Origin of the sequence: Pseudomonas sp. JS3066, from assembly GCF_036328175.1 — a bacterium.
GTDB lineage: Bacteria > Pseudomonadota > Gammaproteobacteria > Pseudomonadales > Pseudomonadaceae > Metapseudomonas.
In genome coordinates this window covers 2,446,021-2,466,173 of record NZ_CP143312.1, presented here as the reverse complement: position 1 = coordinate 2,466,173, position 20,153 = coordinate 2,446,021, and the positions used below count along the sequence as shown (strand labels likewise).

Here is a 20,153-nt window from a genome sequence, read left to right as displayed (position 1 = left end):
CGCAGCGCCGTCGAACGCTTCCGACGGCGCTGCGCGCATTCAGTTCCAGGTTTTCGCTGTGTACCAGGGGCGCTGTATGCGCAGCACCAACCGGTCGATCTGCGGCACCAGCAGGTTGGCGGCCAGCACAGCGAAGCAGAGACCATCGGCATAGAGCCCAAATTCGCGAATCAATTCAGTCAGGGCGCCAATGGCCAGGCCGAAGAGTATGCGACCACCACGTGTGTCGGGACTGGTGACCGGATCGGTCGCGATGAAAAAGGCGGTGAACAGATAGCCACCGAGGCTGAGGCTGTACAGGCTTTCCAGTGGACTATGACCCGCGGCCAGGCACAGCAATACCGTGCTGGTGAGCATCGCCAATGGAATCTCGATTCGGATCACCCGCAGGACAGCCAGTATCAAACCACCGGCAATATAGCCATAGCCCGACAGGTTGGGGGTGATCGGCGTGAACTGGTTCTTGGCCAACTGGGTGGCGCCGGCGAACGCATCGAGGTCAAGGCGTGGCACCAGCTGCAACTGTTGTAGAAGAACCGCCTTGGCATCCAGGGTGAGGGTCCAGGGGGCATAGTTCGATGGAGCGGGGTACAACTGCTGGTAGAAGCAGATCGCGATGATCCCCAAGCCGACCATGGCGGGGTTGAGTCGGTTGCGACCAAGGCCACCACTGCCGTGTTTACACAATGCGAGAGCGGCAAAACTGGCCAGGGCGATCATCCACAACGGCACCAGCAGCGGCAATGCCCGAGCCAGGATCAGACCTAGCACCAGCCAGCTCAGGTCGCTCAAACCCTCGCGTACACTGCGTCCGCGCAGGCGCAGCAGGCCGGCTTCGAAGACCATGGCGAGCAGTACGCACCAGAAGGTCTGCATCCACACCACGACGCCAAATTGCCAGGCGTACAAGGCGGAGCCCGGCAGGAGACACAAGCTGACCAGCAGCATCACCGTGCGCAGTCGGTACGGGGTGGGACCGCTGATCAGGCTCATGAACGCAGCTCCGTCTTGCTCTGGCGGAAACGTTCGCGCAGCGGCAGGTTGCTCGGACAGGTGCTGCTGCAGCTGCCGCATTCGATGCAGGCATACAAACGCAGTTCTTGCAGGCTGGCCTTGTCATGGCGTTCGGCGGCAGCGTAAAGATCCAGCGGTCTGAGGGACATCGGGCAGACATCCACACAGCGCGTACAGCGAATGCAGCTGCCTGCGGGTTGGGGGGCCGGAAGGTAGCGCTCGGCGCCGAATATCAGGCAGCTACTGGTCTTGCTGATGACGGCAGTAGGGTCCGGTAGCGGCTGTCCCATCATCGGCCCACCAACCTGTGCCAACTGGCCTTCGGGGGACGCACCAGCAATCGCGCGCAATGCGCTGACCGGGTAGCCCACCGGCACCATGACATTCCCGGGTCGCTCGCAGGCGCCGGTCAGCGTCAGCACGCGTGATATCAGTGGTTCGACGTGGAAGACGGCCTGTCCCAGGGCATAGAGCGTCGCGACATTCAGCGCCAGCACTCCGATATCGGCGGGCAGGGTCCCTGGCGCGAGGTTGCGGCCACTGAGGCTCTTGATCATCAACGGCTGCCCCCCGGCCGGATAACGCTCGGGCAGCGGGCATATTTCGATTCGGGTGCGCGCCTGGCGCGAGGCTGCGCGCAACGCGGCCATCGCCTCAGGTTTGTTGGTTTCGATACCGAAACGGGTGAGTGCTATTCCCAGCAGAGCGGCGAGGTAGTCAGCGGCCTCGATCAGTGCCTCGGCACGTTCGCGCATGAGACGGTCATCGCAGGTCAGGAAGGGTTCGCATTCGGCACCGTTGATCAGCAGCAGGTCGGGGTGCTGAGCGCCGGCCAGCTTGAGGGCGGTCGGGAAACCCGCTCCACCAAGGCCAACAATGCCCATCTGCATTGCCCGTTCGACCAACGCCTCGGGGGTTTGTGGCAGCCCCAGCACTGGGCGTTCGATCCACTCATCCAGGCCATCAGCATTCAGAACGACAGCCATGACCGGTTCGGCCGAGTCGGCCGCGTACGCCAAACCAATCCGTTCCACGACGCCGGAGGTGCTGGCATGCACCCAAGGGGTGTTGTCATCGCCGATACCGATAACCTCGCCCTTGCGCACATGCTGTCCCGGCTGGACGCAAGGCTCTACACATCGACGACCCCGTTCAAGCGGGATCGCCAGTTGTATGTTTTCGATTGCGACCGGCGCAATCGGGTGGGCGTTGGATAATTGCTTGTAGCCTTTGAGCTTGATCCCACCATGCCAACTGCGCTGTGAGGGGGAGGCGATGGCCAACAGGCGGCGCCAGAAGGGCTTCTGTTGCGGCTGACGCTGAGCGCGGGCGTGGTTCTGCATGCGCTCGACGCCATGCGACGAAGGGTTAGACATTCACTGTCCTCCAATTTTTATTCGGCAAAAAACTCCCCTGCGCACTAATGCACAAAATGTTTTTTTGCTTCCTGGAAGTTGAGCGAAAAGCGAGGGCGACGCCTGATAACTCTCGGGACTCAGAGCGCCGAAAAAATGCTTTGTTCGGTTTTTGATCAAAATGACTGATGAACGGTAGGCCAATTGCCACACTTCGAGGCATCGCATCCAACGCCTGCGCAGTGCTCCCAGGCCCTGGCACGGGTAATCCGCACTGGTCAGAGCCTACCTTCGACCGTCATGCGCAAGACCCAGCGACTTGACCTAGCGCGGGCGCGTGGAAGCCATGTCGGGTCTTGAGTGAGCCGGATTGAGCCAACTTGTGGGACATGCTGGGGCCATTTCCGGCAATGCAGCTTTACTCTCTGGTAAGCCGTTAGTGCCGGCAGTTTGGGTAGGTTTCCACGCGCCCGCGAAGCGCGGCCGGGGTCGCAGAGGTATCGATAGATGCGCGCTAGCCTGCTGGTGATGCTTTTGACATTGCTGTTTGGCTGCGGTGAACGGATCGAGCGCGTCTCCGGACCGACCATGGGGAGCACCTATTCGATCCAGTACGTGCCCACCGAGCAGACACCCGACTTGCAGCGAATAAAGACCGAAGTCGAGGCGATACTCGGGGCGCTCGATCAGCAGTTCTCCATCTGGCGCGGCGACTCCGTGGTTTCCCGCTTCAACGATCTGCCAGCCGGTGCCTGTCAGGCGTTGCCCGAAGATATGCATCGCTTGCTGACTTACGGCGAGTTTCTGTTCCGCGAGAGTGGCGGGGCTTTTGACCTGACGGTGCTGCCTCTGATGAATCTCTGGGGCTTCGGCCCGCAGTCACGGGGGGTGACGGTACCGGATGCAACCGCGCTGGCACGGGAGCAGGCACGAGTGGGGCTCCAGCACTTGCGCCTGGATGGTGAAAAGCTGTGCAAGGAAGTAGCGGCGCAACTGGATTTCGACAGCATGGTCGCCGGCTATGCGGTGGATCGGGTCGGCGACAAGCTTTCGGCCCTGGGTGTCCAGGCGTACCTGGTCGAGATCACCGGCGAACTCAAGGCGATCGGCCGCAAGCCGAATGGCTCGTCCTGGCTCATCGCCCTGGAGGTGCCCAGCGGCGAGCACGAGCAACAAATGGAGCGCGTCATTGCGCTGGATGGCTACGCCGTTTCCACCTCCGGCGATTACCGCAACTATTTCGAGGAAGGTGGCCAGCGTTATTCGCACACCTTCGATCCACGCGTCGGCAGACCCGTGAAGCATGCGCTGGCGGCAGTGACGGTAGTCGACCCTTCGGCGCTGCATGCCGATGGCTTGTCTACCGTGCTGATGGTGCTCGGCCCGGAGGAGGGCTATGCCTTCGCCGAGCGACATGACCTCGCTGCCTATTTCATCATGCGCAAGGGGCAGGGCTTCGCTGCCCGAGCGACGCCTCGATTCGAGTCGTTGTTTCCAGGGCAAGTCAAGAAACAGTAGTTGAAGGAAAGCCAGCCTCCAGGTCGACCAAGCGCCAGGGTAGGGGTGTCCGGCTCTTCCCTGGACTGGGAGGTCATGGTCGACAGCGGCCCCTTGTGATGGATCAGAGTCGCCGGACGTGTGCCCGAGCTGTCAACCTGCGCACGCCATCGGCAACACTTGGCTGCGCTTAAGGTCGAACGCCAGGAAGTATCGGCTAACTTCCGCCGACGCGGATGTGTAGTGCACCGACCATCCCAGGTGGTCGGCCACGCGCTTGACGATAGACAAGCTCAAACCAGTCGCGTCGAGGTCAGGGGGAAGTCGATCGGCCGTATGTTTCTCAATGGCATCAGGGCCTCCCGTTCCACGGCCCTCAATCACGATGCCACTGGAATTCAGCCGGACCGTTATTACGCCTTTTCTAGTATGCAAGCTGGCATTACGTAGAAGGTGGCTTACCGCGATGGCAACCAGCTCCGGAATGGCGGGGACCATCACGTCTTCACTCGAGATAAACTCGATCGCCAAGGACTTTCCCTGCAGCAGTTGGCAGCGTTGCAGTTCCTGCTCAATCAGCGGACGCAAGGCTACACGGAATGGGTGAGCATTCTCCGGCACCCGCGCCAGCTCCAACAAGGCGCTCATCTGTTGGGAGATGTCCGCAGCGTTATGCCGAATACGCTCGGTCATGGTCAGCAGTTTGGGATAGTCCTTCAAACGCCGCGCCAAAACTTCTGCGGCGCCGAGCAAGATCGTCAGCGGATTGCGCAATTCATGACTGACGTCGGCTGTGAACCAACGCTCGCGCTGGAGGGCTCGGCTAAGTTGGTTAGTACGATCCTCGATTGCACGGGCCAATACGCCGATCTCGTCGGCTGCATCGAGCCCGGGAAGCTTTTCCTCTCGCTGCTCATCCTGAACTGCAGAGGCCAGCTCAGTCAGGGGCAGAATCACCCGGCTTGCGCTGGCCCGTCCAACTAGTAGTGCCAATACGAGGCCGCCAAGAAACGCCAGGCTCAAGGCAATATAGGTACGGTCTTCAATTGCTTCGAAGTCGCTTTGGTCATCCACTACGGCGTAGCGCTGGCCGTCCGCCTCGCCAATCAATACGTGCAACGTCCGACCACTCAGACGCAATTCATGCGTCCCAGGGCCCAATCCCTGCAATGTCTTAGGCAACTGCTGGCCGACGAAGAAACTCAGGTCGCTCGTCTGCAGCTGCGTTGTGCTGCTTAAGCCTGAAGTCCAGAGTTCGGATACACGAACCAGACGCTTATCGATCAGTTGCTTCTCGATCTCCTCGATCACGAAGAAAGCTGAGCCGGCGAACACTCCACCGATGATCGCCGCTAACAGCACAAAGGCGGCGACCATGCGGCCACGTATCGAATTATGGTTCTTCATCGGCTGCCACCAAGCAACGACCCGTTATGGTTGTGTTGGAAATTTTAGGCTGGGCGGCGGAGACACTGAGTGGCGAGCATGCGCCAAGCGACGCAGAGCTACCCCCGCAGGATCAACGGTCGCTGGCGAGACCGCTTGCTTCGATTGCTCCAGGTTCCCTGCGTCCGAAGGTCCATCGACAGTCGCAGGGATGGCTGGGGTCTGCGGGATCGTCCAGCTACCGACTCGTTCAACCCACCTGGAATATCCGCATCATCTCGTGGTCCTCATGCGAGAGGATGTGGCAGTGCCATACATATTGTCCCGACTTGTTGAAGTGGGCTTTTATCCTGACCATCTGGCCCGTGGGATTGCCGGACTCGGGCTCCGGGTTTCCCGGCAACGCCATGACCATGTCCCTGGGGGCCGCCTCGAAGTACTCCGTTCCGACGGGCGCGGGGGAGAAATTCCCGACGAAGGAAATTTCTGGGGCCTCGCCGGTCATGCCGTCGTGCTGATGGGTCATCTGCGAACCTGTGACCTGGTACTCGAATACCTGGCGGTCGAGGATCTCGAAGTTCACCAGATGCAGGTGGACCGGGTGGGCGTCGGCGGTGAAGTTGTAAATCTCCCATATCTCCGTGGTGTCCGCGCCGGGCGTCTCGGTGGTCGGCTGGAACCACGCGTAAGCGGTGGCGACGTTTGTGGTGTTGAGGTTGCCATCCTTGACAGTGCCCAGCAGAGGCTGGAGTCGCCCGAATTGATCCATGCCCTCGAAGAGCGCGACCCTGCGGGTCGAGGCATCGCCGGATACGCCCGCATAGCTGGGAAGGCTTTCGGGGCTGAAGTTGTCGGGCACGGCGGACTTCGGCTTGACCACATCGAAGGCCATGATCCGGTCGGTTTGGCGATCGTCGAACAGGTCTTCCGGGGCAAGGTCTTCACCGAAAGCACCGCCAAACGGCGTATCACCCCCGAGGTTTTTCATGATGACGCGGCTACCGGCGGGGACCTGAGAGAAGTCGATGACGACGTCGTAGCGTCCGCCTGGCTCGAATACCAGGGTGTCAGTCTGGCGCGGCGTGCCAAGTCCCTGGTCGCTGCCGATGACCCAGAAGGGCAGCGGTGCGCCAGCGCTCGAGTGCTTGGGATCCGTGACGAGCGGAGCGACGGCCACGAACTGGAGCACCATGAACCGCGAGTCGCAGGCATTCACCAGGCGCACGCGATAGTGACGCGGCTCGACATTGGCCTTGGGCCAGATCTTGCCGTTGACGACGATGTGATCGCCGAAGAACTCGGCCAGCGCGGTCGGGCCACCGTTGGGGAAGAGGTCGGGAGGAAGGATCGCGCCTTCGCCGGTGATGAAGTCGGCGTAGGCGGGATCGCCAGGAAAGGCCGGATAGAACAACGCGCCCTTCTCGGTGAACATCCGGTCCTGGATGAGATAGGCCAGCTCGTAAGGATAGGCGGGTAAGTTCAGTGGGTTGCCCGCCAGCCCGGTATCGAACTCGTCGCGGACGAAGTACTGACCTGCGAGGCCGGCATAGACGTTGAGCCGGGTAATGCCCAAGGCGTGGTCGTGATACCAGAGGTGGTTGGCTGGCACACCGTTGTTGTAGCGGAAGCGGTCGGTGAAGCCGCCATCAACGAAGTCCCACTGAGGTCCCCTGACCTTGGCATAGGGGCTGTAGAAGAACTCGGGATTTCCGTCGAACTGGAAATCGCTGTTCCCGCCATGGAGGTGAGTGCTGATCGGTACCCCATTCTCCCTGATGCTGAAATTCCGGTAGTCCACGCCGTTGGCCGAGTGCTCACCGTGCAGCGAGTAGCACCAGTGCAAGTTGGTGTCGAGGGGAAGGAGGTGCTGCCTGCTCAACAGTTCGTTCCGCCAGCGCACGATGGTTTCGTCGGCTCCGCCGGCCGAACTGCTGACAACCTGGATGGTCTGGCCCGGCCAGCTCACGGTCTTGTTGCCGTAGCCCCAGACTCGGGTCCACAGCCTCTTCTGGTTCTTCGGGTTGACAAGCCCTGTCTGTTGCTCGGTTTCACTCAGGCGAATGTTGAAATTCGGGAGTTTGCTTGGATGGCCGTCGCTGTTGAGGTCCTTGAACAGGAAAGCCGGGTCCAGCGCGTTGGGTGCAAGCTCGACGAACTTCGGCTGCAGTGCTGGATCACTCAATGAACCGACATTCGAAAGGAGCGCGACCGCCTGGGCCTGGCGTAGAAAGGGATGGCTGGGAAGCAGGTAGGCGCCTGCGGCGAACGCACTGTACTGCAGGAGCTGGCGTCTCGTGAACATGTCGAATTCCCCCATGCAAGGGACGAGAGACTGGTAGGGCCCTTATCCGCAATCAGCTGGAGGAAGGGTTGATCTCTTGTGCGACCTGCACGGATGGTTCGAATTGATCTAAATCAATCGTCGAAGTTGCAGGATGCAATTGCGCGCATGAGCGGTGCTGCCAGGGGAACGACCGGTATCGGGAGACAGATATGTGCAGCGGCAGGGGGAGGCAGGCCAATACGGTGACTCGGACCTGATGGGAGCGGAGTAGCGAGTGCGGCAAGCCCTTGAGTGACGAACGCCAGACTGTTCAGCAGTTCGCTAAGTGGTATGTCAGTCAACTCGACCGGGGCGCTGTGACTGCAGGACCGTCCCAGTCAAGCGGCCGTTCCGAACCCCTTGTTTGATATGGATCAGTACAAGCAATGTTTTACGCGGCAACTTGAAAACGAACGCTTCAGCCAAGGCAACTCCAAGGCTCGGATAGCAACCACTTTCTACCGGTCAGGTCGCTGTTCACTTGAGCGACTAAACGGTAATTGGAGTTTCCAGCTGCCCTGTCCGGTTACGCCCTCACGGCGCGTCCGGGAAGTCCATCGCTATTCGGAGATATCCATGAATACGCATTCCAAGTCGCTGATCGCTGCGCTTCTTATCTGCACCCCACTGATCGTCCTGGCCGCTGAAGAGCCCGCCCCGCAGCAACCGCCTGGCGCACCTGCGCAAGCTGATAGTCCGTCACTGCCCATGCACGATCAGGCCATGGCCGACCAGATGCGAAAAATGCAGGCTGCCCACGACAAGATCGCCATTGCCAAAACCCCGGCCGAACGCCAGGTGGCCATGCAGGAAGGCATGGTGGCGATGAAAGAGGGCATGGCCATGATGCAGATGAACTGCAAAGGCAAGGGCATGCACATGGGTATGAACGGGAATAATGATGCGGGTATGAGAATGATGGACATGATGATGAAGATGATGGATCAGCAGTCGCACATGATGAAAATGTCGATGGGCCAGTGACGCAGGACTTGCAGGGCTCGAAACGCTTCGTGGGTTAGCCTCGGTCGGCGAGGCGCTCACTGACAAGAGCGTAGGGAGGTGAGATGGGTACATTCAGGATGGAACACCCCGAAGTACTGCAATCCCAGTTGGAAGATGGGCGGCAGCAATATGAGGCCAGTCTGGGCGAACTGGGCGAGGTGCGCTGGCAACAACTCGATGCGCAGGATGAACGCGAGCGGGTCTGCGACTCCTGCCTCGCCAGGGGTTTCCCGCTGGAAGCGGGTGGGCAGAGTCCCTGCCCCCCAAGTCGGCGAGTGCAGCACCTTTGGTTGCACAACTCCGGAAGCGACGTCAAAGCTCGATTTGATAGCGATGGGTGCGTCGGCCGCGTTCGCTGCAGTGAGCCAGAAGCGCATGCCGTGGGCGCGCGACAGCTGTTGCGTCGGATCACCAGGCCATGAAAATCCCGGCACCCCGGACGCTGTGGCTATCCGGCTCCCAGTCGGATGGCGAAGGCGCGCGAGTATTCGATTTTGTCATCGAACAGCCAATGGATTGCGACCGGGATGTCATTCCCGGGCAATTTTTCATGCTCAGTGTTCCCGGGCTGGGGGAAGCGCCATTCAGTTACCTCGATTTGCCTGACGTGGCAGGCAATTTTCAAGCGCTGATTCATCGTCGCGGAATTCTGACGTCGGCACTTTTTGCGCAGGCGCCCGGGGCGATACTGGGTTATCGCGGGCCCTATGGGAAAGGCTGGCCACTGCTTATCGGCCGACACAAAGTGCTGGCCGTGGCCGCCGATTGTGGGCTCATTCACCTGACCACGTTCATCAAAGAGGCCCGTGACTGGCATCTTCCAGTCAATCTGAACCTGCTGCATGTCACCGACGGTCACCAATCCCGGACCCTGAGTGCTGCACAGGAAGGCTGGAATGAGTACTTCCAGGTAATGGCAACCTCTGGCGAAGACGTATCGGCATTGCGGCTTCATGGGGCGCCGCTTCTGCAAATGGGGCGAGTGCTCGACAGCGAACGGCCAGACACGGTGCTTTGCTCCGGCCCCGAAGCGTTCATGCGAACACTGGCGCGAATGTGCACGACCAAGGGAATCCAACCAAACAATATCTGGCTGTTTGTCGAGCGTCGCATGCCATGCGGGATTGGCCTGTGCGGACACTGCCATTTCGGCACGTCCCACGTTTGCGTGGATGGCCCGGTCTACCGTTACGACCATTATCGACACCAGATTGAAATCTGCGAGCCACATGCATCCTCGGGGGGGTACTGGTACTCCTGAAGTGCATCCAGTGGCTGGAGCATCCGGTGGCGACGGCCAAAATCACACCACTGGAATGGCGGCTGCTGCGTGCTCGATGCCACTGCACCGGCTCAGCACGGGAGAGCTTCGGCTTCCACGCAAAGTGGCCTCAGTTGTGGATCTGTCGCGAACTGATGCAGGGAGCACTGCCCTGAGCGAACATATCGTTTCAGTCGCCGAGTACGCCCGCCTGTGGCTTGAGTCGGCGATCACTGCCGTCGCTAGAGGTGGCCTGCGTTGGGGGGTTGGTTCTGCTGGCACAGTGCCTGGATATCAAGCAGGCGCAGTTCGCGGCCGGAGGTATCAATCAGGTTCAGGTCACGAAAGCGGGTAAACAGGCGACTGACCGTCTCTGTGGTCATGCCCAGGTAGTTGCCGATTTCGCTGCGGCTCATGGGCAGGACGAAGTTCGATGCAGATAGCCCGCGTTTACTGTAACGGGCCGAGAGATTGAGCAGGAAGGCCGCCAGGCGCTGCTCTGCGCTTTCCCGCGTGTGGCACTGGCGTTCATGATCGGCCTGGATCTCCCGGCTCATGCTGTGAAGCAGCTGTTTGCGCAGCCCTGGAATCAGGCCGGACAGCTCTTCGAGCTGATGCAACGGAATGGCACACACCATCGAGGTGTCCAGGGCAACAGAATAACTGGGGTAACTGTCCTCACCGATGGCGTCGAGGCCAATCAGCTCGCCCGGTAAATGGAAGCCGGTGATCTGATCGACACCGTCCGGACTTAGCAGGTAAGTCTTGATCGCGCCGGAGCGCAAGGCGTACAGGTTCTCTACCGGGTCGCCTGCGCGAATCAAGTACTCGTGCTTACGTAGCGGTCGGCTGCGCTTGATAATTCCCTCAAGGCGGCTGATTTCCGCCTCGTGAAGGCTGTCCGGAAGGCACAAGTGGCTTAGCGAGCAATCATGGCAGGTAACGTGCGCTGGCCGCGGCAATGACACGGGCCTGCTGAGCGGATTGTCTGCCATCGGATATACCTTTCTGGTGCCAGACAATTAAGTCTAGGAGAGCGATTTCCTGTGGGATCGGCAGCTCGTCGGAATAGTTACATGTGGGCCGATGCAAGCATTTGCTCGCAGTAACGCCCTGTCAGCTTTGATTTTTTCTGAATGATTGGCGACTTCGTAAGCTTCGTCGCCAAAGGTTGTCGATGGGGACCTGCCGACGCCGACAAAATTGACGGACATCAATTCGCTCGTTCTTCCCTGTCGCACGATGCACTTAGCCTTGGGTCTCGAGATGGCTGTAGACCAAGCAGGGAATCCAAACCAGATGAAGCATCCGTCAGGCGGAGGTGGGCCATGAGCCAAATGCGAAGAATTCTGCTGGTCGGCCATGCAGAGCAACGTCAATCCGCGGCGTTCCAGAGAGCGGTATCGCTCGCGATGGCTAGCGGTGCTGCGCTCCATATTTCGGTTCTGGTCGAGCCCTTCATGACCTTTCCATTATTGGCAATTGAACTCAGGGAGCAGATACGCCAAAGCGTGCTCAACGAGCAGCGTCGACGCTGGGGAAAGGAAATCGAAATCCTCAGAGATAAAGGCATCCACGCCACTTGCTCTGTGGTCTGGGCCGAGAACCTGCATGAGGAGATCATTCGCCACGTGCAAGAGATCCAGCCGGATATGCTGGTGAAGGACATTCAACGCGAGCCAGTGCTCAAACGTGCATTCGTAACGCCTCTGGACTGGCACCTGTTGCGCGAATGCCCTGTGCCGCTCCATCTGGTGAATGACGCCCGCCATCCGAGGCTACAGGTGGTCGTGGCAGCGGTCGACCCGACCGATCCCGAGGCCCAGTACTCCGGCCTCAACGATCAGATCATCACGGCCGGCGCCGGCCTGGCCACGCAATGCGGCGCCGAGTTCCAACTGTTGTATGTGTACAACAACATTCCGGCCTACATGACAGGTTCCGGCGAAACGGTTGCTGGCTGGGCGGACGTTGTCGAGGAGATGCGTAGCGCGTTGCATCAGTCCTTCGTCGACCTGGCCGAACGGCATGGCGTCCCAGCGGAGCGACGTCACTTCATAGTTGGTCAACCGGTCACGGGAATCACCAAGTTCGCAGAAGAAACACAAGCCGATGTCGTGGTCATGGGGCGCATTCACCGAAAGGTCCTGGACAAGTTTATCGGCAGCACGACCGAAACCGTCCTCTATCGGCTTTCCGGGAGCGTCCTGGCCATCCGGCCCAAAGACAGCGACGCAGAAACCTGATTCGGGAATGCCGAGGCTTTCCCTGGCTGTAATGACTACAAGACAGTTCAGAGTGCGTCCCATCCCGAGAAGGAAGTCCGCACCAATTGAATATGAAGATGGAAACCACGAGGAGCCCAGCATTATGGCAATTTCAAACAAAAGTGCTTCCGCGCCCGATGACAAGCCAAATGAGATAAAGCGCTCTTCGACTGGTCGCTGGTTCAAAGCCCTGGCCGAACGCCTGAATCTGCTCTTCTTCCAACTGATTCGCACGCCTGACACGTCGGGCTCTGCGGCACTGGAAACCCAATCCGGCCGAAAAGCTACGAAGAAGCGCAGATCGATTTAGAACCAGCAACCAGGGACGTTTCGAAGGCAGCCAGATGAAATTCTCCGGTTCGATACATATCCCAATTCACGACCGTCTGGCCGCTGGCCAGGCGCTCGTGCCAATGTTGATCCCATACAGGCATCGATCTGACGCCATTGTTCTCGCCCTTCCACGTGGCGGCGTTCCGGTGGCCTACGAGATCGCGACAGCCTTGGAATTGCGCCTGGATCTAATGCCGGTGCGCAAGCTGGGTCTTCCTTTCCATGACGAACTGGCCATGGGTGCCATCGCCAGCGGAGGTGTGCGCGTTCTCAATCGTGATGTGGTGAAGATACACGGCGTAGATGAAGCCACGTTGGATGAAGTTGCGCAGCGAGAGCTACAAGAGTTGCAACGTCGGGAGCGGATCTATCGCGGCGATCATCCCTTGCCGGACCTGCGTAACCAGCAGGTGATTCTGGTGGATGACGGGCTGGCTACTGGCGCCACCATGCGGGCGGCTGTACGAGCAGTGCGCAGCCAAGGGGCGGCACGAATTGTCATCGCCGTACCCGTGGCGCCAAACGACACGATTGCCGAATTGCGAAACGAGGTGGACGAAGTGGTCTGCCCCTTCACGCCCGACTGGTTCACGGCGATTGGTCGCTGGTATGTGGATTTCGCACAGATCACGGATCGAGAGGTGATCGATCTGCTGCAACGCGCGTGGCAACGCAAGCAGCAAGGGTCAACTGAGCCCTGGGAGGTGACCGAGGCTCCGACCTCAACATCTGGTCATTGACCCGCCGGATGTGCAGCTAGTCGGAGACTTCCTGCTACCGACGCGAGCAAAGGATCTTGTGGTGTTCGTGCATGACCTGTCTGTGCTCGGGCAAAACGCGTTGGCTAGCGAACTACAACTGGAAGTTATTCCCGCGGCTACGCACCTGTTCGAGGCGCACCTGAGTGAACCGATGCAATGGGGCGCCCAGTGCCGGACGTGTGCGCTGAAGCCGCAGGACTGCTAAACCCTTTGATCATGATCCATCGACTTTTGGGCCACGCCCGAGGGGAGAACTCGATGCGACTGACATTCCTGGGAGCTGCCGGCACCGTGACTGGCAGCAAATACCTCGTCGAGGACGAGCATAGGCGTGTGCTGATCGATTGCGGATTGTTTCAGGGGTACAAGCAACTGCGCCTGCGCAACTGGGACCCGTTCCCAGTGTCGTTCGAAGACCTGGGCGCAATTGTTCTCACCCACGCTCATCTCGACCACAGCGGTTACTTGCCGGTACTGGTGCGGGAGGGGTATCGGGGACCTGTTTATGCGACGCCAGCCACGTGCGAGCTCGCTCGTATCCTGCTCCTGGACAGCGGCCGGCTCCAGGAGGAGGAGGCCGAATACGCCAACCGGCGGGGCTATTCCAAACACCATCCGGCGAAACCGCTCTATACCGAGGCGGATGCCGAGCGCGCAATCAAGTTGTTTCACCCCATAGAACTGCACCATCCGCAGAGCATCATGCCCGGAATGCGCTTGTTGCTGCGTTCTGCCGGACACATTCTGGGAGCGGCGACCGTGGAGCTGGAGGTCGACGGCGACAAGCTGGTGTGTTCCGGCGATCTGGGACGGTTACATGACCCGCTCATGCCGGCACCTGAAACCATCGACCAGACTGACTACCTGCTCGTGGAGTCGACCTATGGTGATCGCAAGCACCCGCCAGAGTCTGTCGAGACGCGACTGGCAGATGTCATCAATCGAACCGCGATGCGCCAAGGAATCACGCTGGTCCCGTCCTTTGCAGTGGGTCGAGCACAGCTGCTGATGTACCACCTGTATAGACTCAAGGAGCAGAAGCTCATCCCTGATTTGCCGATCTATCTCAACAGCCCAATGGCGACCGATGCCACCACGCTCTACCACCGATTCCGCAGCGAGCACCGGCTGACCGCTAGGGAGTGCGAGGAAACCTGCAAGGTGGCTCAAACCGTGCGGTCTGTGGAAGACTCCAAGGCGCTGGACGAATTGCGCAAGCCTGCGGTGATCATTGCCGCGAGCGGTATGGCGACCGGTGGGCGTGTGCTGTATCACCTCAAGTCCCTGGCACCCAATCCGCGTAACACTTTGCTGTTCTCAGGGTTCCAGGCCGGTGGCACGCGGGGCTCGCTGATTATCAGTGGTGCCGAGACCGTGCGCATACATGGTCAGGAGGTACCGATTCGGGCCGAAGTCGTGCAAATGGAAAATCTCTCCGCGCATGCTGACGCGGACGAAATCATGCAGTGGCTACGGGGATTCAAAGTTCCGCCCAAGCACACCTATGTGGTGCATGGTGAGCCCATGGCGGCAGACGTTTTACGACGACGGATCAGCGTTGAGCTGGGCTGGTCGGTCTCGGTGCCGGAACATCGGGACCAGGTAGTGCTCAAGAAAGAGTGAGGACCGGGGCTTGCGCCACCTGCATGGCCATCGATACGAGTCTTGCGTGGTATAGACATGCAGTAGTGTAAAGGCGGGAGTGGGCGTCTTTTTGCCAAGGGGAGGGCGCCAGGATCGGCCGCATGTGGGTACCTGACCGGTTTGCTCGCCAGGCTGAGCTTTCAAGACAAACAACAAACCTGGAGCAGCATGTGGAGCCGAGTGTGTAGGACCACCTATCCTCGGTCTATTCGTTCCTGGAGAACGAGGGCCAATCCGTGCAATTTATCAAGAAGCCTATACACGCTGACCCAAGGTATCTCCAGCCAGAAACCCTGCGGGATGATAGATCGCTTAATTGGATTTCCAGTATTTCTGCATTTCAATAAACAGGAAAGATGCTGTCCAAGTAATAAGAACAAGGCCAGTTAGCGCCTCAAGACCTGTCAGGTACCTCAGACTTCCAACAGGTTCGATGTCACCGAATCCTATGGTTGTGAATGTCGTGAACGAGAAATAAACACAATCCAGAAGGCTGCCGTCGAAACGCCCTGTCAAGGTGCCCCAGCCCTCGGCCCGAATCATCAGGAAATAGGAAATTGCGAATATCCATACTTCGACGGCATGCGCAACGAGGGCTCCTAGTACTCCAAATATTATCCTTGACCTATGCCATATCTTGAGTTTTGGCATGAGAAGATTCAGGCGGAGAAGGAACTCGTAATGAATTATCACAGCCATCAATACCACTAGAATATTAACCAATATTGCCAAGGTCATTATTGTTTACCGGCCACCAAGTTTGATGGCTTCTGATGACGTCTGGGGCCGGACGTCCGGCTAGCAAAAACATCAGCAGGTCAAGCCACTTCGCCATTGAAAATAACATTGCGAGGTATGGTCTGTCCCAGAACTGCTGAACTGGAAGTTAAGCGCCATTGCTCGAATAGCGCAGCTCAAATTCCAACGGGCTTAGATATCCCTGCGTCGAGTGGCGACATCGCCCAACCGACGACGGCGCGTGAATTGAGATTGAGGACGACGGCTGTAAACAACCAGCCTTGCCCAGCCTGCACGTAGGCCATGTCAGAAATCCAGTGCCGATTGGCGCGATCCGAGACGAACTGGCGCTCCAAGTGATTCTGGGCAATGGGTAGATCGTGACGACTGCTGGATACCAGTCGCCAGCCTCGTTCGCGATCCCAAAGACTGAGAGTCTGACCATGAACAAGGCCGAGCCGGTAAAGGGCTTCGGCCCAGGCTCTTCATCCGCAACGCATCAGCAACGCCTGAATTAATTCTCCGATTTCCGACGCGCTTTGGAGTTGCGCGTCTGGTCACGTGGAACGTGCAGGTACGACATGACGCTTTCGGTAAGCTCAGCTGCCAACTTCACCGCTTCTTTGTTACGTGTCATCACGGCGGAGACCAGGCTTTCGATTACGGCCAGCGCGGCCGCGTTCGAGCTGATCAGGACGGGGTGCTCGGCGGGCGCGAACAGCACATGCTCGGCGAGTTGCACCAGTGGGGAGGCCGGAGAGTCGGTGATGGCCAACACGCCGGCTCCACGTTCGTTGGCGAAGCGCGCGAGTTGGATGGTATCGAGGGAGTAACGGGGAAGAGAGATCGCCAACAACACATCGTGCTGAGTGATGGCCGCCAGTCTGTAGGCGGCATTCTCGTTGCCGCCCTCCATGCTAATGGCTGTCGCATCGGGGCAATAGGGCATCAGGTTGGCCGCTGCAATACCGGCCATGTAAGCACTGTTGCCAAAACCCAGGATAAAGATGCGGCGGGCCTTGCTTAGTCGCTCGACGAAGGCGTCGAACGCCGCCGGGCTGTTGCTGCTGACGGCCGCACGTAGGTTGCCCTCCGCAGCCTGCATTTGCTCATGCAGGCCGAAGGAACCGTCTGGGCGCTGGGCCATTTCCTGGCGCAGCTTGTCCACCGGCGAAACCAGGTCTTGCAGTGTGCTGACCAGGGCTGTTTTGAGTGCGCTGTAGCCACTGAGCTTCAAGGCGCGAGCCAGCCGATTGACTGCTGCGGCCGAAGTCGACGTCTCCTGTGCGAGCTCTTCAATGGTAAGTGTCGCGGCCTTGAGCGGATGTCGCAGGATGAAGTCAGCGACCTTTCGCAACGAGGGCGGTAAATCGGGGGAGGCCGATGCCAGCTTGCGCATGACAGGTGAGGTATAGACAGACAGGTCTCGCGGCGCTCGGGTCATGACGTTGAGAGGGTCCTTATGGCCAGGAGCGCCAGTTTATGTGATCGCTGTGTGAGTGTGGAAACCGCTTTGACGCAATCGGCAGTGTCCACCGCGCTTCAACCAGAAGTCATGTAGCAGTGAGGTACCCGGGCTGAACGGGTACCCCGGGCCTGCATCTATTGACCGTAAATGTCGTAGCGGAAGTACTTGCTCTGGATTTCCTGATACTTGCCATTGGCGCGCAAGGTTGCGATTGCATTGCTGAATTTCTCGGCGGTAGCCGTATCTCCCTTGCGCACGGCGATGCCTGCGCCATTGCCGAAGTACTTGGGATCGTTGAAATCCGGACCGACCAATGCGAAACCCTTGCCGCTATCGGTCTTGAGGAAGCTCTCGCTAATGTTCACCACGTCCGCCAGGGTTGCGTCAATGCGGCCGGAGACCAGGTCAAGGAATGCCTCGTTCTGCGAGCCGTAACGCACCACCTCAATCCCGGCCGCAGCAAACTTGTCGCTGGCGTAGCGGTCGTAGGTCGATGCGCGCTGCACCCCGACGCGTTTGCCCTTTAAGTCCTTGAGTGGGTCACTTACATTCGCTCCCTCCTTCATCACCAACTTGCCAGGCGTGTGGTAGTACTTCTTGGTGAAATCGACCGACTTCAGGCGGTCTGGGGTGATCGACATCGACGACAGCACGGCATCGACCTTTCGAACCTTGAGAGAGGGAATCAGGCCATCGAAGGACTGCTCGATCCACTCGCATTTCACCTGCATCTCCGCACACAAGGCATTGCCAATGTCGTAATCGAAGCCGCTCAAACGTCCGTCCTCGGTCTTGTAGGCGAAGGGTGGGTACGCGGCTTCGATCCCTATCCGCAGGGAGTCCTGTGCCTGGGAGAGCGTGGCGCAAGCAGAAAGCGCCAAGGCGCCAAGTAGAGCGATCTTGTTCAATTTATTACTCCAGTTCATGTGGTGGTGACCTGGACGGAATCCCTTGTATGCCGGCCAGGAAGTGTTTGCGCGGCGTCCAGTTTTTCCGTCACAGAGATGCTGACGACAGGTCATGAGTGCAACGTGACGCTTCATCAAAGCTACTTGCTGATATTCTGTGTGTCAATTTTGCCGGAGGGTGATTGATCTTTTCTCATCCCTGGCGTGCACGCTGGGATGGCGCTATGCCTCGTCAAAGGTGGCAATACCGGAAGCATGTCGCTCAGCGCATTGACACAGATAATTTCATATGAGTGTTTACACGAAATTGAATGCGTCATAGAGTTTTCGGCGGGATGTGCTCCCAGGGTATCCATCAGAACAAGAGCAAGAAGAGATGAGAATGCGGACCAAACCTGGCGCCTTGATTGCTGCGCTTCTGTTAGCTGGACATTGCGCGTCGCCCCTTGCCGAGGGCCACTTGATAGCTGTGGGGGGCATGCTCAGGGCGAGCAACGTTCAGGTTTACGAGAAGTTCATCGAGCTGGCGGGGGCTCGCGACCAATCTCGGATTGTCATTTTTCCCACCGCCAGCGGCAGCTTGAGCTCAAGTAAGCGCTTTCAAAGCGAGTTGCAGGCGCTTGGCGTGCCAATCGAACGAATCAGCATCATCGGCATCGACAAGCAGAACTACCAGAGCACGATGAATGATCCGGCAGTGCTCGAGCCACTTTCGAAAGCCACTGCCGTCTGGTTCGTTGGCGGTGATCAGGCTCGAATCGCTAGGGCGTTGTACAACAGCGATGGCAGTGAATCGAAGACACTTCAGGCAGTGAGAGCCGTTTTCGACAGGGGAGGTGTGGTGGCTGGCACCAGTGCAGGCGCAAGTGTCCTGGGCGAGACCATGCCGACTGCTTATGGCGTTGTAATGGATACTCTGGATTTTGGCGTCGCGGAGCAGGCCGACCAGCGTGGCACCGCGTTACTGAAGGGTGCAGGGCTGTTCAAGTCCGGGATCATTGACCAGCACTTTGACCAGATTGAAGAGACCAGTTCCGGTCGTGCAGCACGCATGGCCAGCTACCTGATTGGCCAGAAGGTCACTCGAGGCTTTGGCATAGACACCAACACCGCTGTCTGGGTGCAGCCAGGTGGCCGATTGCAAGTGATCGGAGAAGGTTACTTGACGGTCATGGACGCCAGTCAGGCGCGCAAACAGTTCGGGATATACGGCACTCGTCTTTCTGGCGTGCAGTTGGCGATGCTGGGAGCCGGGGACAGCTACGACACCCGCAGCGGCAAAGTGATGCCGGCCGAAGGCAAATCGGAAATCACAGCTGGCCAGGAGTACCTGAACGGCAATCAGCTCATTACTGACCTTTCCGCAGTTTCCGCCATCTCCCGCGCGGTGCTTTACGGGCTCGCGGATAACACCGCAACCCATCAGTTCGGGCTGATGACTCGCTATAACCCATCAGGTGGTTATCACTACGGCTATCGATTCAAATTCAGTGAAGGGGAAGGCTTCAAGGCACACAGCCGCATCCAGGACTCTTTGACCAGTTACACGGTACAGAATGTTGGTTTGGAGATCGAACCGGTAGATGCCAACCTTCGCGACCCGGCCTACAGCAGCCCGCAGGATGCAACGGCGAGTCGCTGGCCGAACGCAGTTCGTGCCGTCAACTTCCGTGGTCTGATGGTCAGCAACTCCGAGAATCGCTTTGAACCCAAGCGAGCCATGTCGCGCTTCGAGCTGGCCAATGCCTTGCAGATGACGCTGGCAGCGGAGCCGGCGCTGGAGAAGCTGCCAACATTTGAAGATGTGCCTTATGGCCATCCTTTGCGAGAGCCCATCGAGGTTGCCGTTTCCAATGGCTGGATGGCCGCCGACAAGCGTTTTGACGGTGAACGCGAAGTGACGCGTGCCGAGTGGGCCGTAGCCTGCAAGGCGCTGGTTGAAGGGTTCTCCAAGTCCCGCCTGCAGCAACGCGCCGATTTGAAGGACCTGGGCGGAATCGAACCTGATGCAGCAGAGGCTGCCTCGTTGCTGGTCGGTGAAGGCTGGATGACATCCAGCAACGGCTTGCTTCAGCCGCAGAAGCCTGTGTCTCGAGAAGAGGTTGCGCTCACCCTTGCCCGCCTGATCGGTCTCGAACAGGTTCTCTAACCCCCAAACTCATTAATCACCTCACCCTGCAGCGGCAGGGTGAG

General features: G+C 58.9%; 17 protein-coding genes. 9 read left to right on the top strand and 8 right to left on the bottom strand.

Annotated features, from left to right (window positions below; genetic code table 11):
* Positions 1–39: 39 nt before the first annotated feature.
* On the bottom strand, positions 40–993 hold the full coding sequence (locus tag SA496_RS11540; RefSeq protein ID WP_330115448.1) for an RnfABCDGE type electron transport complex subunit D: 954 nt from the start codon (positions 991–993) through the stop codon (positions 40–42).
* Complete coding sequence (gene rsxC, locus SA496_RS11535) at positions 990–2,390, bottom strand: electron transport complex subunit RsxC (protein ID WP_330115447.1); 1,401 nt, start codon at positions 2,388–2,390, stop codon at positions 990–992. The genes SA496_RS11540 and rsxC overlap by 4 nt, the downstream gene beginning before the upstream one ends.
* 486 nt (positions 2,391–2,876) lie before the next feature.
* Here rsxC and SA496_RS11530 point away from each other — a divergent pair, with 486 nt between their 5' ends.
* On the top strand, positions 2,877–3,887 hold the full coding sequence (locus SA496_RS11530; protein WP_120651111.1) for an FAD:protein FMN transferase: 1,011 nt from the start codon (positions 2,877–2,879) through the stop codon (positions 3,885–3,887).
* Positions 3,888–4,019: 132 nt separating this feature from the next.
* Here SA496_RS11530 and SA496_RS11525 read toward each other — a convergent pair whose 3' ends face one another.
* Positions 4,020–5,273, bottom strand: a complete 1,254-nt coding sequence (locus SA496_RS11525) for a sensor histidine kinase (RefSeq protein WP_120651112.1) — start codon at positions 5,271–5,273, stop codon at positions 4,020–4,022.
* A 229-nt stretch (positions 5,274–5,502) separates the two neighbouring features.
* Complete coding sequence (locus tag SA496_RS11520) at positions 5,503–7,569, bottom strand: multicopper oxidase family protein (protein WP_153919970.1); 2,067 nt, start codon at positions 7,567–7,569, stop codon at positions 5,503–5,505.
* Between the two features lie 582 nt (positions 7,570–8,151).
* On the opposite strand from SA496_RS11520, the gene SA496_RS11515 reads away from it, so the two are divergent.
* The 3 genes from SA496_RS11515 (at position 8,152) to SA496_RS11510 (ending at position 9,841) form a co-directional block, all read left to right on the top strand.
* Positions 8,152–8,559 carry a hypothetical protein gene (locus SA496_RS11515; RefSeq protein WP_330115446.1) on the top strand — a complete coding sequence of 136 codons (408 nt, stop codon included), beginning with the start codon at positions 8,152–8,154 and terminating at the stop codon, positions 8,557–8,559.
* A gap of 83 nt (positions 8,560–8,642) precedes the next feature.
* Positions 8,643–9,002: a 4Fe-4S dicluster domain-containing protein gene (locus SA496_RS29200; RefSeq protein ID WP_442965080.1), complete on the top strand. Its 360-nt coding sequence runs from the start codon at positions 8,643–8,645 to the stop codon at positions 9,000–9,002.
* Entirely contained in the window at positions 8,999–9,841 is an 843-nt protein-coding gene (locus tag SA496_RS11510) for an iron-sulfur cluster-binding protein (RefSeq protein ID WP_330115445.1), read from the top strand. Before SA496_RS29200 ends, SA496_RS11510 begins: the two co-directional genes overlap by 4 nt.
* Positions 9,842–10,083: 242 nt before the next feature.
* Here SA496_RS11510 and fnr read toward each other — a convergent pair whose 3' ends face one another.
* Positions 10,084–10,836 (bottom strand): fumarate/nitrate reduction transcriptional regulator Fnr, encoded by a 753-nt coding sequence (gene fnr, locus SA496_RS11505; RefSeq protein WP_330115444.1) that lies wholly within the window; start codon positions 10,834–10,836, stop codon positions 10,084–10,086.
* 333 nt (positions 10,837–11,169) lie between these two features.
* Here fnr and SA496_RS11500 point away from each other — a divergent pair, with 333 nt between their 5' ends.
* The 4 genes from SA496_RS11500 to SA496_RS11485 all read left to right on the top strand — a co-directional run bounded on the left by SA496_RS11500 (position 11,170) and on the right by SA496_RS11485 (position 14,825).
* Positions 11,170–12,087 carry a universal stress protein gene (locus tag SA496_RS11500; protein ID WP_330115443.1) on the top strand — a complete coding sequence of 306 codons (918 nt, stop codon included), beginning with the start codon at positions 11,170–11,172 and terminating at the stop codon, positions 12,085–12,087.
* A 124-nt stretch (positions 12,088–12,211) separates the two neighbouring features.
* On the top strand, positions 12,212–12,418 hold the full coding sequence (locus SA496_RS11495) for a hypothetical protein (RefSeq protein WP_162945814.1): 207 nt from the start codon (positions 12,212–12,214) through the stop codon (positions 12,416–12,418).
* A gap of 34 nt (positions 12,419–12,452) precedes the next feature.
* Positions 12,453–13,181, top strand: coding sequence for a phosphoribosyltransferase (locus tag SA496_RS11490; RefSeq protein ID WP_330115442.1), 729 nt, complete (start codon positions 12,453–12,455; stop codon positions 13,179–13,181).
* Between the two features lie 279 nt (positions 13,182–13,460).
* The gene (locus tag SA496_RS11485; RefSeq protein ID WP_330115441.1) at positions 13,461–14,825 is read left to right on the top strand and encodes an MBL fold metallo-hydrolase; all 1,365 of its coding nucleotides are present in this window, start codon (positions 13,461–13,463) and stop codon (positions 14,823–14,825) included.
* A gap of 333 nt (positions 14,826–15,158) precedes the next feature.
* Here the strand turns inward: SA496_RS11485 and SA496_RS11480 are convergent, their stop codons facing one another.
* The 3 genes from SA496_RS11480 to SA496_RS11470 all read right to left on the bottom strand — a co-directional run bounded on the left by SA496_RS11480 (position 15,159) and on the right by SA496_RS11470 (position 17,960).
* Positions 15,159–15,584 carry a potassium channel family protein gene (locus SA496_RS11480; RefSeq protein ID WP_120651121.1) on the bottom strand — a complete coding sequence of 142 codons (426 nt, stop codon included), beginning with the start codon at positions 15,582–15,584 and terminating at the stop codon, positions 15,159–15,161.
* 514 nt (positions 15,585–16,098) lie between these two features.
* Complete coding sequence (locus SA496_RS11475) at positions 16,099–17,028, bottom strand: MurR/RpiR family transcriptional regulator (RefSeq protein ID WP_120651122.1); 930 nt, start codon at positions 17,026–17,028, stop codon at positions 16,099–16,101.
* Between the two features lie 158 nt (positions 17,029–17,186).
* A complete protein-coding gene (locus tag SA496_RS11470; RefSeq protein ID WP_120651123.1) occupies positions 17,187–17,960 on the bottom strand; it encodes an ABC transporter substrate-binding protein in 774 nt (257 codons plus the stop codon).
* Positions 17,961–18,342: 382 nt separating this feature from the next.
* Here SA496_RS11470 and SA496_RS11465 point away from each other — a divergent pair, with 382 nt between their 5' ends.
* Complete coding sequence (locus SA496_RS11465; protein ID WP_330115440.1) at positions 18,343–20,109, top strand: cyanophycinase; 1,767 nt, start codon at positions 18,343–18,345, stop codon at positions 20,107–20,109.
* The last annotated feature ends 44 nt before the right edge of the window (positions 20,110–20,153 follow it).

What these genes read in the sequence shown, in the direction of transcription:
- SA496_RS11540 (WP_330115448.1), bottom strand. Translation starts at nt 993, where the DNA reads ATGAGCCTGATCAGCGGTCCCACCCCGTACCGACTGCGCACGGTGATG.
- rsxC (WP_330115447.1), bottom strand. Translation starts at nt 2,390, where the DNA reads ATGTCTAACCCTTCGTCGCATGGCGTCGAGCGCATGCAGAACCACGCC.
- SA496_RS11530 (WP_120651111.1), top strand. Translation starts at nt 2,877, where the DNA reads ATGCGCGCTAGCCTGCTGGTGATGCTTTTGACATTGCTGTTTGGCTGC.
- SA496_RS11525 (WP_120651112.1), bottom strand. Translation starts at nt 5,273, where the DNA reads ATGAAGAACCATAATTCGATACGTGGCCGCATGGTCGCCGCCTTTGTG.
- SA496_RS11520 (WP_153919970.1), bottom strand. Translation starts at nt 7,569, where the DNA reads ATGGGGGAATTCGACATGTTCACGAGACGCCAGCTCCTGCAGTACAGT.
- SA496_RS11515 (WP_330115446.1), top strand. Translation starts at nt 8,152, where the DNA reads ATGAATACGCATTCCAAGTCGCTGATCGCTGCGCTTCTTATCTGCACC.
- SA496_RS29200 (WP_442965080.1), top strand. Translation starts at nt 8,643, where the DNA reads ATGGGTACATTCAGGATGGAACACCCCGAAGTACTGCAATCCCAGTTG.
- SA496_RS11510 (WP_330115445.1), top strand. Translation starts at nt 8,999, where the DNA reads ATGAAAATCCCGGCACCCCGGACGCTGTGGCTATCCGGCTCCCAGTCG.
- fnr (WP_330115444.1), bottom strand. Translation starts at nt 10,836, where the DNA reads ATGGCAGACAATCCGCTCAGCAGGCCCGTGTCATTGCCGCGGCCAGCG.
- SA496_RS11500 (WP_330115443.1), top strand. Translation starts at nt 11,170, where the DNA reads ATGAGCCAAATGCGAAGAATTCTGCTGGTCGGCCATGCAGAGCAACGT.
- SA496_RS11495 (WP_162945814.1), top strand. Translation starts at nt 12,212, where the DNA reads ATGGCAATTTCAAACAAAAGTGCTTCCGCGCCCGATGACAAGCCAAAT.
- SA496_RS11490 (WP_330115442.1), top strand. Translation starts at nt 12,453, where the DNA reads ATGAAATTCTCCGGTTCGATACATATCCCAATTCACGACCGTCTGGCC.
- SA496_RS11485 (WP_330115441.1), top strand. Translation starts at nt 13,461, where the DNA reads ATGCGACTGACATTCCTGGGAGCTGCCGGCACCGTGACTGGCAGCAAA.
- SA496_RS11480 (WP_120651121.1), bottom strand. Translation starts at nt 15,584, where the DNA reads ATGACCTTGGCAATATTGGTTAATATTCTAGTGGTATTGATGGCTGTG.
- SA496_RS11475 (WP_120651122.1), bottom strand. Translation starts at nt 17,028, where the DNA reads ATGACCCGAGCGCCGCGAGACCTGTCTGTCTATACCTCACCTGTCATG.
- SA496_RS11465 (WP_330115440.1), top strand. Translation starts at nt 18,343, where the DNA reads ATGCGGACCAAACCTGGCGCCTTGATTGCTGCGCTTCTGTTAGCTGGA.